General features: G+C 39.2%; 12 protein-coding genes. 7 read left to right on the forward strand and 5 right to left on the reverse strand.

Features of this window, described 5'->3' with window-relative positions; translation table 11 throughout:
- Positions 1-9: 9 nt before the first annotated feature.
- From FD725_RS16685 to FD725_RS16695, 3 genes are all read left to right on the forward strand, one after another.
- On the forward strand, positions 10-2,091 hold the full coding sequence (locus FD725_RS16685) for a dynamin family protein (protein ID WP_179049169.1): 2,082 nt from the start codon (positions 10-12) through the stop codon (positions 2,089-2,091).
- A gap of 98 nt (positions 2,092-2,189) precedes the next feature.
- On the forward strand, positions 2,190-4,376 hold the full coding sequence (locus FD725_RS16690) for a dynamin family protein (protein ID WP_179049170.1): 2,187 nt from the start codon (positions 2,190-2,192) through the stop codon (positions 4,374-4,376).
- Positions 4,377-4,508: 132 nt separating this feature from the next.
- Complete coding sequence (locus FD725_RS16695; protein ID WP_179049171.1) at positions 4,509-5,123, forward strand: hypothetical protein; 615 nt, start codon at positions 4,509-4,511, stop codon at positions 5,121-5,123.
- Positions 5,124-5,188: 65 nt separating this feature from the next.
- On the opposite strand, the gene FD725_RS16700 is transcribed toward FD725_RS16695, so the two are convergent.
- From FD725_RS16700 to FD725_RS16710, 3 genes are all read right to left on the reverse strand, one after another.
- Complete coding sequence (locus FD725_RS16700) at positions 5,189-5,773, reverse strand: Uma2 family endonuclease (RefSeq protein ID WP_179049172.1); 585 nt, start codon at positions 5,771-5,773, stop codon at positions 5,189-5,191.
- A 33-nt stretch (positions 5,774-5,806) separates the two neighbouring features.
- Positions 5,807-6,391, reverse strand: a complete 585-nt coding sequence (locus tag FD725_RS16705) for a Uma2 family endonuclease (RefSeq protein ID WP_179049173.1) — start codon at positions 6,389-6,391, stop codon at positions 5,807-5,809.
- Positions 6,392-6,481: 90 nt separating this feature from the next.
- Positions 6,482-7,120 carry a peroxiredoxin gene (locus FD725_RS16710; protein WP_179049174.1) on the reverse strand — a complete coding sequence of 213 codons (639 nt, stop codon included), beginning with the start codon at positions 7,118-7,120 and terminating at the stop codon, positions 6,482-6,484.
- A gap of 365 nt (positions 7,121-7,485) precedes the next feature.
- Between FD725_RS16710 and FD725_RS16715 the strand changes: the two genes are divergently transcribed.
- The 4 genes from FD725_RS16715 to FD725_RS16730 all read left to right on the forward strand — a co-directional run bounded on the left by FD725_RS16715 (position 7,486) and on the right by FD725_RS16730 (position 11,585).
- The gene (locus tag FD725_RS16715; RefSeq protein WP_179049175.1) at positions 7,486-9,198 is read left to right on the forward strand and encodes a VWA domain-containing protein; all 1,713 of its coding nucleotides are present in this window, start codon (positions 7,486-7,488) and stop codon (positions 9,196-9,198) included.
- Positions 9,199-9,245: 47 nt separating this feature from the next.
- Entirely contained in the window at positions 9,246-9,974 is a 729-nt protein-coding gene (locus FD725_RS16720; protein ID WP_256871636.1) for a hypothetical protein, read from the forward strand.
- A gap of 111 nt (positions 9,975-10,085) precedes the next feature.
- Complete coding sequence (locus FD725_RS16725) at positions 10,086-11,213, forward strand: substrate-binding domain-containing protein (RefSeq protein ID WP_179049176.1); 1,128 nt, start codon at positions 10,086-10,088, stop codon at positions 11,211-11,213.
- A 21-nt stretch (positions 11,214-11,234) separates the two neighbouring features.
- Positions 11,235-11,585 carry a hypothetical protein gene (locus FD725_RS16730; RefSeq protein ID WP_179049177.1) on the forward strand — a complete coding sequence of 117 codons (351 nt, stop codon included), beginning with the start codon at positions 11,235-11,237 and terminating at the stop codon, positions 11,583-11,585.
- Positions 11,586-11,698: 113 nt separating this feature from the next.
- Here FD725_RS16730 and FD725_RS16735 read toward each other — a convergent pair whose 3' ends face one another.
- Together FD725_RS16735 and hpsP are read right to left on the reverse strand one after the other, a co-directional pair.
- Entirely contained in the window at positions 11,699-12,079 is a 381-nt protein-coding gene (locus FD725_RS16735) for a hypothetical protein (protein WP_179049178.1), read from the reverse strand.
- Between the two features lie 173 nt (positions 12,080-12,252).
- Complete coding sequence (gene hpsP / locus FD725_RS16740) at positions 12,253-13,428, reverse strand: hormogonium polysaccharide biosynthesis glycosyltransferase HpsP (RefSeq protein WP_179049179.1); 1,176 nt, start codon at positions 13,426-13,428, stop codon at positions 12,253-12,255.
- Between the last annotated feature and the right edge of the window lie 136 nt (positions 13,429-13,564).

A 13,564-nucleotide genomic window follows, 5' to 3' on the forward strand; every position in this document is an offset into this window, starting at 1 on the left:
GTCATTATTATGGTTAATCAAGTCGCCAGTGATAGATTTATCCAAGATTTAGAGCGTGTTGCTCAAGTACGTTCAGAAATTGCCGTTTGTTTAAACAAACTATCTGACACAATTACCCAAGCTGAACTTGACGGTGACACATCATCAGGAAAGCTAAGTTTAGAAAGAGATTTAGCAGATATTGCTGTCGCTAGTAAAAATCTGCAAAAAGGTGTATTTCGCCTATTAGTTTTAGGCGATATGAAACGGGGTAAAAGCACATTTCTCAATGCTTTAATTGGGGAAAACTTGCTACCTAGTGATGTTAATCCTTGTACGGCAGTATTGACAGTTTTGCGCTATGGTGCAGAGAAGACAGTAACAATCCATTTTAATGATGGCAAGAGTCCACAAACTTTAGATTTTCAAAGTTTTAAATATAAATATACAATTGATCCATCTGAAGCTAAAAAGTTAGAACAAGAAAAGAAACAAGCATTTCCTGATGTTGATTACGCAATTGTTGAATATCCTTTAAGTTTCTTAGAGAAAGGCATTGAAATTGTTGATAGTCCTGGATTAAATGATACGGAAGCACGCAACGAATTATCTCTAGGTTATGTGAATAACTGTCATGCGATTTTATTTGTCATGCGAGCTTCTCAACCTTGTACTTTAGGTGAACGTCGCTATTTAGAAAATTACATTAAAGGTAGAGGCTTATCAGTTTTCTTCTTAGTTAATGCTTGGGATCAGGTAAAAGAATCCTTAATTGATCCAGACGATGCAGAAGAATTAAAAGCCTCTGAAAATAGACTCAGACAAGTTTTTAGAGCTAATTTAAGTGAATATTGCTTTGTCGATGGACAAGACATTTATGATGAAAGAGTGTTTGAACTTTCATCGATTCAAGCATTGCGACGACGGTTGAAAGATTCCCATGCAGATTTATCAGGGACTGGCTTTCCTGAGTTTATGGGAGCGCTAAATACTTTTCTAACTAGAGAAAGAGCGATCGCTGAACTACGACAAGTCAGAACATTATCGAGACAAGCTGTTAATCATACCCGCGAAGCCATTGCCAGACGTATACCATTACTCGATCAAGATGTTAATGAATTGAAGAAGCGTATTGATTCTGTAGAACCAGAATTTAACAAACTAACGAATATTCGAGATCAGTTTCAAAAAGAAATTCTTACTACCAGAGATAGCCAATCTAGAGCCATATCGGAATCATTCCGTAGTTACGTACTAGGCTTAGGAAATACCTTTGAAAATGATTTCTTACGCTATCAACCAGAATTAAATATTTTGGATTTTCTCAGTAGTGGTAAACGAGAAGCATTTAATGCCGCACTGCAAAAAGCGTTTGAAGAATATATTACAGACAAATTTGCTGCCTGGACTTTAACCGCAGAGAAAGATATTAACACAGCTTTTAGAGAACTATCTCGCAGTGCATCAAAATACGGTGCATCCTACAGTCAAGTTACAGACCAAATTACCGAAAAATTAACTGGACAAAAAGTTAAAGTTAATGCCACAACTACCACAGAAGATGATAACTCCCCCGGTTGGGCAAAATGGGCAATGGGATTGTTATCTTTGTCTAGGGGAAATTTAGCAGGTGTTGCTTTAGCAGGTGCTGGCTTTGACTGGAAAAACATCTTATTAAATTACTTCACTGTGATTGGTATTGGGGGAATCATCACAGCAGTCACAGGTGTATTTCTCGGCCCAATTGGCTTTGCTTTATTGGGTTTAGGTGTTGGCTTTTTACAAGCAGATCAAGCACGGAAGGAGTTAGTCAAAACTGCTAAAAAAGAGTTGGTTAAATATCTCCCACAAGTAGCACATGAACAATCTCAAACTGTGTATGATGCAGTAAAAGAGTGTTTTGATGCTTATGAAAGAGAGGTGAGTAAGCGGATTAATGATGATATTACGGCTCGCAAATCTGAGTTGGATAATTTACTTAAGCAGAAAGAAACACGAGAGATTAATCGAGAAGGTGAGTTAAATCGGCTGAAGAATTTGCAAGAGGATGTTATTGCTCAGTTGCAAAAAATTGAGGCTGCTTATAGTGGTTTGTTGGCTTATTATAGGTAAGTTTTTTTAACGCAGAGGCACGCGGAGTTTGAAAGAGGTGGGGAGGATTTTTATATCCTCCTTGCTTGTTGGGAGGAAATTTTGAGGGGAGGGGAAGTATGCCACAGCAGTATGAAGGTTATGGAAGTTTAGTAGATACTCTCAAATCAGCAACTAAGTTATTAGATTTAGAGCGTAATTCCCGGCTAAATCAAGATGTGATATCTATATGTAATTATCTAAAGAATCCTAACTTTCGTATTGCGGTATTCGGGCCTTTTAATCATGGTAAATCGACTCTACTAAATGCCATGTTGGGAACTCGGACTTTACCCATTGATTTGATTCCCACTACAGGCGCGGCGATTAGTGTTAAATATGGTTCAGATGTTAGAACTCGGATTATGTTGGTAGATGGTACGGAAATCTATCGCAGTGGTACAGAAGTTTTACAAACATACGCCATTCTTGATGGAAATAGACAGATGCGAAATGATGTTGCATCTGTGGAGGTTTTTTGTCCTCATCCGTTTTTAGAAACTGGTGTCGAGTTTGTGGATTTACCAGGAACTAATGATAGAGAAGAACAAGATAAATTAATCAAAGAGCAACTTTTAGGTGCAGATTTAGTTGTGCAGTTACTAGATGCACGCAAATTAATGACTTTGGGAGAACGAGAAAATTTACGCGATTGGTTGTTAGATAGAGGAATTAAAACTGTTATTTTTGTGGCGAATTTTCTGAATTTACTGGAAATAGAAGAACAAAAACAGGTACAAAATCGACTGCTGTTTGTTGCAGAAAGTTTTCGTGCTGAATTACCACCAGGGTTTAGTAATTTATATCGGGTTGATGCTTTACCAGCCTTGAGAGCAAGGTTAAAGGGTGATGTGGCTGCGGCGAGTAGTAGCGGTTTAGCAGCTTTTGAAGCGGCTTTGCAAAATATTGTGGGGATTTTACAACAAAATCGCGGTGGTGTGAGGTTGCCGAGAGTGCAGGCGATCGCTTCCCAAATTCAACTATCATTAAAGCATAAAATTGACCCGCTTCGTCTGGAAATTCAAGCCATAGATGACAAACAAAATGCTAAATTGCAAATTAAACAAAAAGCACAAAATTTAATTAAACAAGGTTTTACTACTAGTATTTCAGAGTTACGGGATTGGCTAGCTTTACCTCAATTACTTGCTAAATATCAAGCTGATGCGGCTGTTGCATTGGCAGAAAATAACTTTAAATCTTGGCAAGTTCTCAAGCTAAAAAAAGATTTACATGATTTACAATTAGCTGTAGTCAAATGGCTTTATCAAGCTTATGAGTTTTTTCAAGCAGAACGGCCAGAAGATTTATTCATAACTTTACCCAGTGAACCAATCATTACAATACCCCCAAAGCCAAATCATAATGACACCTGGAGTGAACCAGGTTCAATCGCTGTAGGTGGTGGTATAGGTTGGTTATTGGGAGGGCCTGTAGGTGCGGCTGTGGTGGGAAGTATTTCTTATTTGTTAAATAAGAATGTGCAGCAGCAAGATGAAAAATCAGCACATGAATCTTATCATCAACAAGTTGCCAAAATTTGTATATCTGCAACTGAGGATTATTTTGCTCAACTCAGCTATCAAGGTTTATCAATCTTAGATGAATATGAGCGTCACTCTGAACGAGTCATCTATTTTCAAGTCAGTCAAGAAGCACTAGAATTGACTAGAAAACGGGAAGATTTAAATAAATTACAAAATGGGTTTAATCAATTATTGAGTGAATTAGCAAAAGCCAAAATAAATTCTCAATATCATCCCTACACAGAAATACCAAAACCTCAGCCAACACAACAAGCATCTGTCCAACAGCCAGAAAGAGTTTACGCTTCCCCACCAAGAAATACTACTAGCGAACCACCGAAAGCAACAACTACTAAAAAAGTAGAACCGCCACCAAAAGCTACTCCTTCTCCTAATCCACAAGAATTAGATGCAAAGTTTTATAGATGGGAATTAGATGAAGAAATAGCACAAATGAAAGCACAAATGCGTTCTCCCGGTTTTCAAAATGGTAAGCAGCAAAAAACTCCTAGTCAAAAACCGAAAAACTCAGGAGAAAAAGATAAAATTATCCGCGCTTATACAACTTTAGGATTAAAACAAGGTGCTTCTTTAGCGGATATCAAACAAGCTTACAGAACTTTAGTTAAAAAATGGCATCCAGATTTATTTGTTGGTAACTCACAGTTACAAAAACAAGCACAAGAGAAGATGCACTTAGTTAATGAAGCTTATACAATTTTGTCAGATGGAAATAGTTAACTTCCCAGACAGTATATACACAAAGCAAAAAGGGCTAAAAATGTTGATTTTTAAATATATTTCGCTCTAATTTCTTTAAAAAGTTATATACTATGTAGCACGCGAGCTAATACGTAGTGTATTTTATGTTTTATGTTTAATGTAAAAAAATTTACTAAAACGCTTGTTCTGTGTAGCGTGATGTTTAGTGCTGGAGCAACAGTTGCAACTGTTACTCTTTCATACTTACCCATTGTCACTGCGGCACATACAATTGCACAAGGACTAAAACAGGAAACGCCAGCAGCTAAACTAACTGTTGAAGATAATGGTCTAAGGTTTCAACTCCAAAGCTGTCAGAGAAACCGCGCAATAGTAACTTGTGCGATTTTAATCACAAATCTAGATGATAAACAACAAGATTTACAAATACGAATTTATGGCAATGGCTTTGGCAACAACAACTCTCGAAGTATCGATTCTTCTGGCAATCAATACTTACCTAACCAAATTCAATTAGGCTCAGAAAAATCTCCTAGCGACGCTTATACAAATTTAATTCCAAATGTTCCTATCAAGGGAAGTCTCAGCTTTGAATTACCACAGCAAATAACCAATTTATCTGCGGTTGAAGTTAGTTACTTTACTAATGCAGACTACAAAGTCAATTTTCAAGATGTTAGTATTAGTAATTCTCAGGCTTCTAAAACTACTAATAATAGAAATAATCAGAACTGTTCACCTTCTGCAAGACCAACAAAGAGATAAGATGTTTTCATACTAAGGGGGATAGAAAGCATAATACCTCAACAACTTTTATAGGAAATATTGCTCTACCAAACTTTACTCATATGCAAAACAAATCCGGTTAAAACTGGTTCACAGCTAACTGTGTCGGGATGATCTAAACATTCCTCTGGTTGACCAGGACGATAAAGATAAACTTGACGTTGTTGGCGGTCAATTAACAAGCCTAATTGTATTCCCGGTTCCCTCATATATTCTGCCATCTTGTTTTTTAGAGTAGGCAAATTATCACTGGGGGATCTGAGTTCAATTACAAAATCAGGACAGATGGGAGCAAAACCTTGCTTTTGTGCGGGTGAAAGATTATTCCACCGTTCTAGTTTTATCCAAGCCGCATCAGGAGAACGTTCTGCACCTGTTGATAATGTAAATCCTGCACTGGAGCTAAAACAAATACCTGTACCATCTTTTTCTGACCAAAACCATAGCTGTCCTAAAATATTAAATTCTCGATTACCTGTCTCTGAAACAGTAGGAGGCATAATTGATATCTGTCCAAATTGATTTCGCTCAATACGTAGGTCACGATTTACCTGACAGAACTCGAAGAATTGTTCATCTGTCATTTGCATGGATGACGGAAGTTCTATTACCAAAGGAGATGAAAACATAATACCTCGACAAATTTTCTCGGAAATATTGCTCTACCAAACTTTACTCATATGCAAAACAAATCCGGGTAACACTGGTTCACATTTAACTGTGTCAGAATTCTCTAAACATTCTGCTGGTTGACCAGGACGATAAATATAAACTTGACGTTGTTTGCGGTCAATCAAAAAACCTAATTGTACTCCTGGTTCCCTCATGTATTCCAGAATTTTATCTTTCAGGGGTTGGAGATTATCGCTTGGCGATCGCAATTCAATGATAAAATCTGGACAAATTGGTGCAAATCGTTTTTTTTGTTCAGACGAGAGAGTATTCCACCGTTCTAATTTCATCCAGGAAGCATCGGGGGAGCGTTCCGCACCCGTGGATAAAGTAAATCCTGTACTAGAACTAAACGCTATTCCTGTACCATCTTGTTCTGTCCAAATTCCTAGCTGTACAGCGATATTAAATTCTCGATTTCCTGTTTCTGAACCTGTAGGTGGGATAATTGATATGTGTCCGCATCTATCTCGCTCAATACGTAGGTCACGGTTTACCTGACAGAACTCGAAGAACTGTTCATCTGTCATTTGCATGGATGGCGGAAGTTCTAGTACCAAAGGGGATGAAAACATAATCTTTAACCGCTTTATTTTTATTCTCATGCAAAAAAGCAAAGATGCCAATTGCACCTTTGCGTTTTGAAATGAACTGAAGTGAGAAATTTACTTGTTAGGTTGGGGAGTTAAACGTAGGTAGGGTTTAACTACTTCATAACCTTTGGGGAATTTTTCTTTCAACACTTCGGGATCTTTGAGGGAAGGGACAATGACAACTTTATCGCCGTCTTTCCAGTCAGCTGGGGTGGCGACGCTGTAGTTATCTGTGAGTTGCAGAGAATCAATTACTCGCAACAGTTCGTCAAAGTTACGTCCGGTGCTGGGGGGATAGGTGAAGCTAAGACGCAGTTTTTTGTTGGGATCAATGACAAAAACTGATCGCACTGTTAAAGCTGCATTAGCATTGGGATGAATCATGTCGTAAAGGTCGGAAACTTTACGATCTGCATCTGCCAAAATGGGGTAGTTGAGGGTGGTGTTTTGGGTTTCTTCGATATCACCAACCCAACCATTGTGAGATTCTACATTATCAACGCTCAGAGCGATCGCTTTGACGTTGCGTTTGTCAAATTCTGGTTTGAGTTTAGCTACTGTGCCTAGTTCAGTTGTGCAAACTGGGGTATAGTCAGCAGGATGAGAAAACAGCACAACCCAGCTGTCTCCCGCCCATTCATAAAAATCTATGTCGCCATGTGTAGAGGCTTGCGTAAAGTTGGGTACTGTATCACCAAGACGGAGAGCCATAAAAGATTCCCTGTAGTTAAGTAAGGCCTATGTATTCTATCTTGCCATAATGACAAAAAACATCGGTTTCCCCATCGACTTTTAGTAGTTTGTAACAAAATTTTAATTTTTTACACTTCAGCAGACTGTTCTGGATGGGGAATAATACTGACGGAATCTGATTATCACATAAATTGCGATCTATTTTTTCCAGGCTCTAAACTAATTTGTTGGGTAAGTTTTCCGAAATAGCTGGATGAGGATTTGTAGTTGTGAGAGGAAATTGTGTAATCTGTCACTAATTTTGATGGATTGTGTTAACACATAAGTGTCTTGTCATTAGATATTGCAGAGATTTTAGATAACTGACTTTCTAGGATGGAGAGATGATTCTCAAAGGGTCTTCGTTAAGTACGCGCCTAGCAGCAGTCTTGGGTATCCTGTTACTAACTGCTTGTAACAGCGATGCTAACTCAGTAGATAATTTTACGGGTTTGAAAATTAAAGTTTTGGTGGGTAGTGCTTTAGGAGACTTTTGTAACCAAGCCGCAAAAAATTTTAATGCAACGCAACCAAAATTAGACAACGGTACAGCTTTTCGGGTGCAATGTGAGTCTGAGGGTAGCGGTGATGTGGTGACTAAGTTGGTGGCTTTGACCACTCAGCTAAAAAATGGCACAGTGCAAGCTGATGCAGCAGATTTTCCCACAATTATTTCTCTCGATGGAGATATATATCACAATCAGCTAATCTACCGTATTAATCAGATTTCTCCAGGGCAAAACTACATCCCCAACATTACCGACGCGCCTTTGCTAGCCAATACCCCAATGGTATTTATGGCACAACCGGATGTAGCCGGAGGGTTGCGAAAAGTTCCTGACCCTTATAAGGCTTTAGTAACGGCGAAAACTCACCGGGATATTGACCCAGCTTCACCACCGTTAAAAGTTAATTACGTCCATACTGCACCGACTCGTTCTAATTCTGGGTTACAAACACTGGTTGCACAATATGTCAGCGTATCTGGAAAACGTCCGGAAAATTTAACAATCGCAGATGTGCAAACTTTCCAACCACAAATTCAGCAAATCCAAAGTAAGATTACTCGCTACGGTATTTCCACCAATTCTTTGGCGCAAGCGATGGTGAAGAATGGCCCATTTTGGGCTTCGGTGGGTTCGGTATACGAGTCTAGCGTGATTGCAGCTAATTCTAACTTGCCACCAGGGCAACAACGCTATGAGGCAGTTTACCCTCAAGTAACCTTTACATCGAATATGCGGGCAATTGTTCCGAATGCGCCTTGGGTGAGTGCTGATGAAAAGGCTGGTGCAGAGAAGTTTATCACTTATTGGCGATCGCCTGATACGCAAAAAATTGCCACGGATTTAGGTCTGCGTCCAGGAACTCCGGGAGTGGCTTTGGGTGCTAAGTTTTCCCCAGAATTTGGGGTGGTAGCACAAGCCAAGTATGATTCTTTAAGACCTCCCAAGCCAGAGGTGGTAGACGCAATGTTGAAATCTTGGCAAGAAGCGTCGAAGAAACCATCATTAGTGGTGGTGGTGGTAGATTCTTCTGGTTCAATGGAGGGAAATAAGTTACCAGCCGTACAGAGTACTTTGCAAAATTACATTAATAATTTGGGTGCAAAAGAGCAAATTGCTTTGATTGATTTTGATTCGCAGATTCGTCCACCTGTATTAGTTGATGGTACTCCCCAAGGACGCGATCGCGGTTTGCAATTTATTAGCGGACTCAGTGCTGATGGGGGGACAAGATTATATGATGCTGCTATTGAAGCGCGCAATTGGTTACAGCAAAATCTGCGGAAAGATGCGATTAATGCTGTGTTGATATTAACTGATGGTGAGGATTCTGGTTCACAAACTTCTTTAGATCAGCTATCAGCAGAATTGAAGAAAAGTGGATTTTCTAGTGACAAAAGGATTGGATTTTTTACAGTTGGTTATGGGAATGAGGGGGAGTTTAATGCTGATGCTTTGAAAAAAATTGCTGAGTTGAATGGGGGGTATTATTCTAAGGGTGATCCGGAGACGATTTCGCGGTTGATGGGGGATTTACAGGTGGAATTTTAAACGCTGAGGAACGCTGAGGTAAGCGCAGAGTAACGCGGAGTTTTTTTATGATGTGGAAGTTAGTTAACCCATTGTTTTATCCGGTGGCTGTGTTGGCTGGAGGTATAAGTTTAGTTGTTGGTGTGCGATTTGTACAGTTACCGAGTCCTGTGATGATTCCGCTTGCGGCTGGTGTTGCGGTGGTGGGGGCTGGTTTTTTGCAGTCTCGTGAACCGCAGTATTTGGAGTTAGATAATCCAGAGTTGGAACGGGAAATTAATGCTGTCAAGTCCTCGGCTTTAGCTTTGGCAAATCAAGCTAATGAAATGGGTTTGGAGGTGAAGAAGCTATTAACGGATGCTTTTCAACTGGAACTTTTAGCAGGGTTGCAAATGAACTGCGATCGCGCTGTCGGACTGCCTGCTAAAATTGATCATCTAGCTTTGAGTTTGCATGGAAAAAATTCACTACTTTCGGTTAATGAATTGCAACAGCAATTAGCAGAAGTTCAGCAAAAACTCCGTTCTAGTTCGGGTGTGGCTAAACAGCATCTTAATCAGCTAGCAGATAGTCTCAAGCGCAATATTCAGTTAGCACAAGAAGGTGAAGATACACGGTTAGCTAGGATTATTAATATTTCTACTTTGTTACAAGATTCATTTGGGATTTTCCAACAGTTACAAACTAAGTTACGTACTTACGATTTAAGTGATTCTGAAAAAATTAATGAGTTGCAATTACTGAGTGATGAACTTAATTCTTTAGAAGAAAATATTGATTTGCTAGTGCGTAAGTAACTCTTTGTGTCTTTGTGACTCTGTGGTGAAAAATTTAATTAACCACAAAGACACAGAGTTAAGAGTTATTCCTCAAATAATCTTGATTTTGGGCTAAAAAATTTACCAATTATGCCATCAAAATTAAAAAATACCTCTAAACCACCATCTCAGCGATATATTACGTCGGTTGCTATCATCCTCGCAGCTTTGGGTTTGACTTATGCACCCATTCCGGGATTACAAAAAACCATAGTTATTGTCAGTGGTACGGAATTACAAGAACCATTACAACAGCTAGCAACAAAATTTGAGCAGAAAAATCCTAACATTAAGTTACAATTACAATTCCAAGGTTCTCAAGATATGGTTAACAAATATGTTGACCAGAAAAATGACTTTAAACCAACTGTGTTAATTCCGGCTAATGGAGAGATTTTAACAGAATTAAGCGATCGCCTCCGCGCTACTAATAATACTACCCCTTTTTATGATTCTCCTCGACCTATCGCCAAAACTATCTTAGTCGGGATTGCCTGGCCAGAACGAGGTAAAGTTTTGTTTCCAGATGGGCGTTTTCAATGGCAAAAAGTGGAACAAGCCATGCAAGCTAGTAATTGGGAAAAAATTGGTGGCACTAAAGATTGGGGTAGCTTTGATTTTGTCACCACAGACCCCACCCGTTCTAACAGTGGTCAAGTAACATTAAACTTGTGGACAGAAGCCAAATTAGGCACAAAAGTTGACACTAATAGTTTCAATAATCCATCTGTACAATCATTATTTGGGTTGGTGAAAAAATCAGTTTATCAGCCACCCAGGTCAACAGATATTCTCTTACAAGAATTTATTGCTAGAGGCCCCAATGATGCTGATGTAGCTACAGTATACGAAAGTATAGCCCTTTATCGTTGGCAACAGTCAGCCGCAAACCAAGGCAAGCCATACCAAATCTACTACTTAAACCCCTCTATTGAGTCTACCGCTACGGCGGCAATTGTCCGTCGAGATGTGGATGGTGGAACTGCGGATGCGGCGAAGAAGTTTCTGGACTTTTTGACGGAACCTGCACAGCAAGCGGTGTTAGTCCAGTATGGGTTCCGTCCTGTCAATAACTCTGTGGATTTAAAAACTGTCCCAAAAAGTCCTTGGAACCAAAATATTCCCGGTGCAGAAGTTAAACCTAATATTCAAACCCTACCACCACCAAATTCTGCAACTTTCACAGAAATTCAGCGTCTTTGGGAACGTGTAAATTAAGTTGCTAAGACAAAATTCACAATGCAATTTATCAAGGGTTTGATAGCATTTCTATGGCTGTTTGTTTTACCTGTGGTTATATGGCTTCAGTGTTTTACTGAGAGTGAATTTATTTTTAATCCTTTAATTGATACCCAGTTACCACCTGGTTTTACAAATGAAAAATTCGCCAGCATTAAACCAGGAATGACAAAGGCTGAAGTTTTAAAAATTTTACCTCCACCAGAGTCATTAGCCAATGAGCAAACCTCGTGGAGTTATGGCAATGATGGTGCAGCACCCTTTGGTGATTTTGCTTGGTTTCAGTTTCATATCCACTTTGATAATGAAGGGAAAGTGATAAAAACAGTACGCCAAAAATTTCACGATTAAAATAATTCGGTTCTTGTGTATCAACGGAGATTTGGGTAGTATTTGGTTACAAAAATGCTAGTAAAAATTTTTAAAAACAAAAATGCTATCTTGTCAGCTAGCACTCCTAAAAATTAGTACACCAAGTTGCCTGTACCACGTAACTGTCGCAAGGAATTAATGCAAAATGGACAGTCACACTTAAATATTCTAATTGCCGCTTCGCTTTCTTCATCGGTAAAATTTAGTTCGGCAACTGTTCTATCAGATGGCTGTGCTGATATGACCATCGATTTGGGTGGAGAGGCTTTGGGATCTCTCTCAGAATCTCGAATACAGACAAAATCCTTCATCCCATGAGGATTAGTGATACAAGTACGACCGTCATTAGTATGTACTAATCGCTGGGTAAGATTACTATTAGCATGAGCAGGATTAATAATCGTCAGTGTAGACATCAGTGATGTAAAAATTGAAGAACCTGCAAGCAAATTAAGTATGAGTTTTTTGTTCATAAATTGACTCAAAGAGATAGTTGACTATCTAGGTTATGCGATTCACTAGCAAATATCAAGTGAATTTTGGACGTAACTAATTTGATAATACCCGGAAAGAGAAGGTGATCATTCTGGAGATTCGATCAAATGGATTAAAGGTTGAGTTTTCCCAAAAATCTGCATCTACTCTACTATTTTCGGACTGTGATGATTTGCTTGTAAGCTTGGATTGTTTGCTTGGCGATCGCCTCCCAGCTAAAATGTTGTAAAGCATACTGTTGGGCATTTAATCCCCGTTGTTGGCGTTCTTGGGGATGTTGCAGCGCTTGTGGCAATAGTTCTACAAGTGATTCTACATCTGTTGTCCCCACCCAACCGGAATTACTATCCCGTACCCGTTCCCAAATATGCACTTGGTCGGAAATAACTACAGGTATCCCCGCCACCATTGCTTCAGCAACCGCGATACCAAAGTTTTCATAGTATGAAGGTAAGACAAATATATCAGCCGCTTGCAGTAGACTAGCTTTGAGTTCACCACTGACAAAGCCGGTGATGGTAGTATGCGATCGCAATGGTGAATTAGCTATCTGATCTTTAATGCTCTGTTCGTAATCTGGGTCTTGGGGATTTGTCCCAGCTAAAATAAAATGGAATTCACTTCCAGTTGCTAACAGCTTCTCCAAGGCAGGAATCAATATATCTAATCCCTTTTTCGGGTCAATCCGCGACATATATAATAGTAAGGGTACATCCTGTGGTAATTCCCACTTATTAGCTGCATTCTCCCCACTTGTTTGTAGCGGAATTACACCCAAAGGAATGACTAAATCTTGCGTCTTCACCCCAAATCTTGCTGATATTTTAGCTTCCTGTTCACTGGTAAAATGGACGGCAGATGCACCAGCTAAATTACGCCGTTCAATCAGTGCTACATATAGTTTTTTTAATTGTTTTTTCTTCTGTAAATCAGCCGGATCAAGTGTACCTAAAGGACGCAAAATATAAGGTAACTTTTGTTTGCGACAGATAGTAGCTGCCGCACTACTAACAGGTGAAAATAAAGCATGAATATGGGCTAAATCAAACTCATGTGCATGAATTCTTAACCAGTTTAGTAAATCTAGAGAAAATTTATAACGGCGAAATGGCGCACAGCGAAAATAAATTATTTCATAACCGTCTTGTTTGATGGGAATACCCAAAGGGACATCTAAAGGTTCTTGTCCATTATCACCATTACTATCAGTCGTAATTACAGTAACTTCCACACCCGCTTTTGCTAAAGCAGGCGCTAACCCCAACACCATTTGACTAGGGCCACCATAAATTAGAGAAATCGATGGAACAATTTGTAAAATTTTCATTTAAGGACTTCCAGATCAAAAAATATTCAAAATGTATGCTGTATCACTGAAGAAAACCTACCTACATCAATAAATTCTTCCTACTGACGCACCCTACTAGCGTCGCAAGGCTAAATCTAAATTTGTGCATTAAACG

The sequence above is a fragment of the Nostoc sp. TCL26-01 genome, assembly GCF_013393945.1.
GTDB lineage: Bacteria > Cyanobacteriota > Cyanobacteriia > Cyanobacteriales > Nostocaceae > Trichormus.

What these genes read in the sequence shown, in the direction of transcription:
- FD725_RS16720 (WP_256871636.1), top strand. Translation starts at nt 9,246, where the DNA reads ATGATGTGGAAGTTAGTTAACCCATTGTTTTATCCGGTGGCTGTGTTG.
- FD725_RS16735 (WP_179049178.1), bottom strand. Translation starts at nt 12,079, where the DNA reads ATGAACAAAAAACTCATACTTAATTTGCTTGCAGGTTCTTCAATTTTT.
- FD725_RS16710 (WP_179049174.1), bottom strand. Translation starts at nt 7,120, where the DNA reads ATGGCTCTCCGTCTTGGTGATACAGTACCCAACTTTACGCAAGCCTCT.
- FD725_RS16725 (WP_179049176.1), top strand. Translation starts at nt 10,086, where the DNA reads ATGCCATCAAAATTAAAAAATACCTCTAAACCACCATCTCAGCGATAT.
- FD725_RS16730 (WP_179049177.1), top strand. Translation starts at nt 11,235, where the DNA reads ATGCAATTTATCAAGGGTTTGATAGCATTTCTATGGCTGTTTGTTTTA.
- FD725_RS16685 (WP_179049169.1), top strand. Translation starts at nt 10, where the DNA reads ATGGTTAATCAAGTCGCCAGTGATAGATTTATCCAAGATTTAGAGCGT.
- FD725_RS16695 (WP_179049171.1), top strand. Translation starts at nt 4,509, where the DNA reads ATGTTTAATGTAAAAAAATTTACTAAAACGCTTGTTCTGTGTAGCGTG.
- FD725_RS16700 (WP_179049172.1), bottom strand. Translation starts at nt 5,773, where the DNA reads ATGTTTTCATCTCCTTTGGTAATAGAACTTCCGTCATCCATGCAAATG.
- FD725_RS16715 (WP_179049175.1), top strand. Translation starts at nt 7,486, where the DNA reads ATGATTCTCAAAGGGTCTTCGTTAAGTACGCGCCTAGCAGCAGTCTTG.
- FD725_RS16690 (WP_179049170.1), top strand. Translation starts at nt 2,190, where the DNA reads ATGCCACAGCAGTATGAAGGTTATGGAAGTTTAGTAGATACTCTCAAA.
- FD725_RS16705 (WP_179049173.1), bottom strand. Translation starts at nt 6,391, where the DNA reads ATGTTTTCATCCCCTTTGGTACTAGAACTTCCGCCATCCATGCAAATG.
- hpsP (WP_179049179.1), bottom strand. Translation starts at nt 13,428, where the DNA reads ATGAAAATTTTACAAATTGTTCCATCGATTTCTCTAATTTATGGTGGC.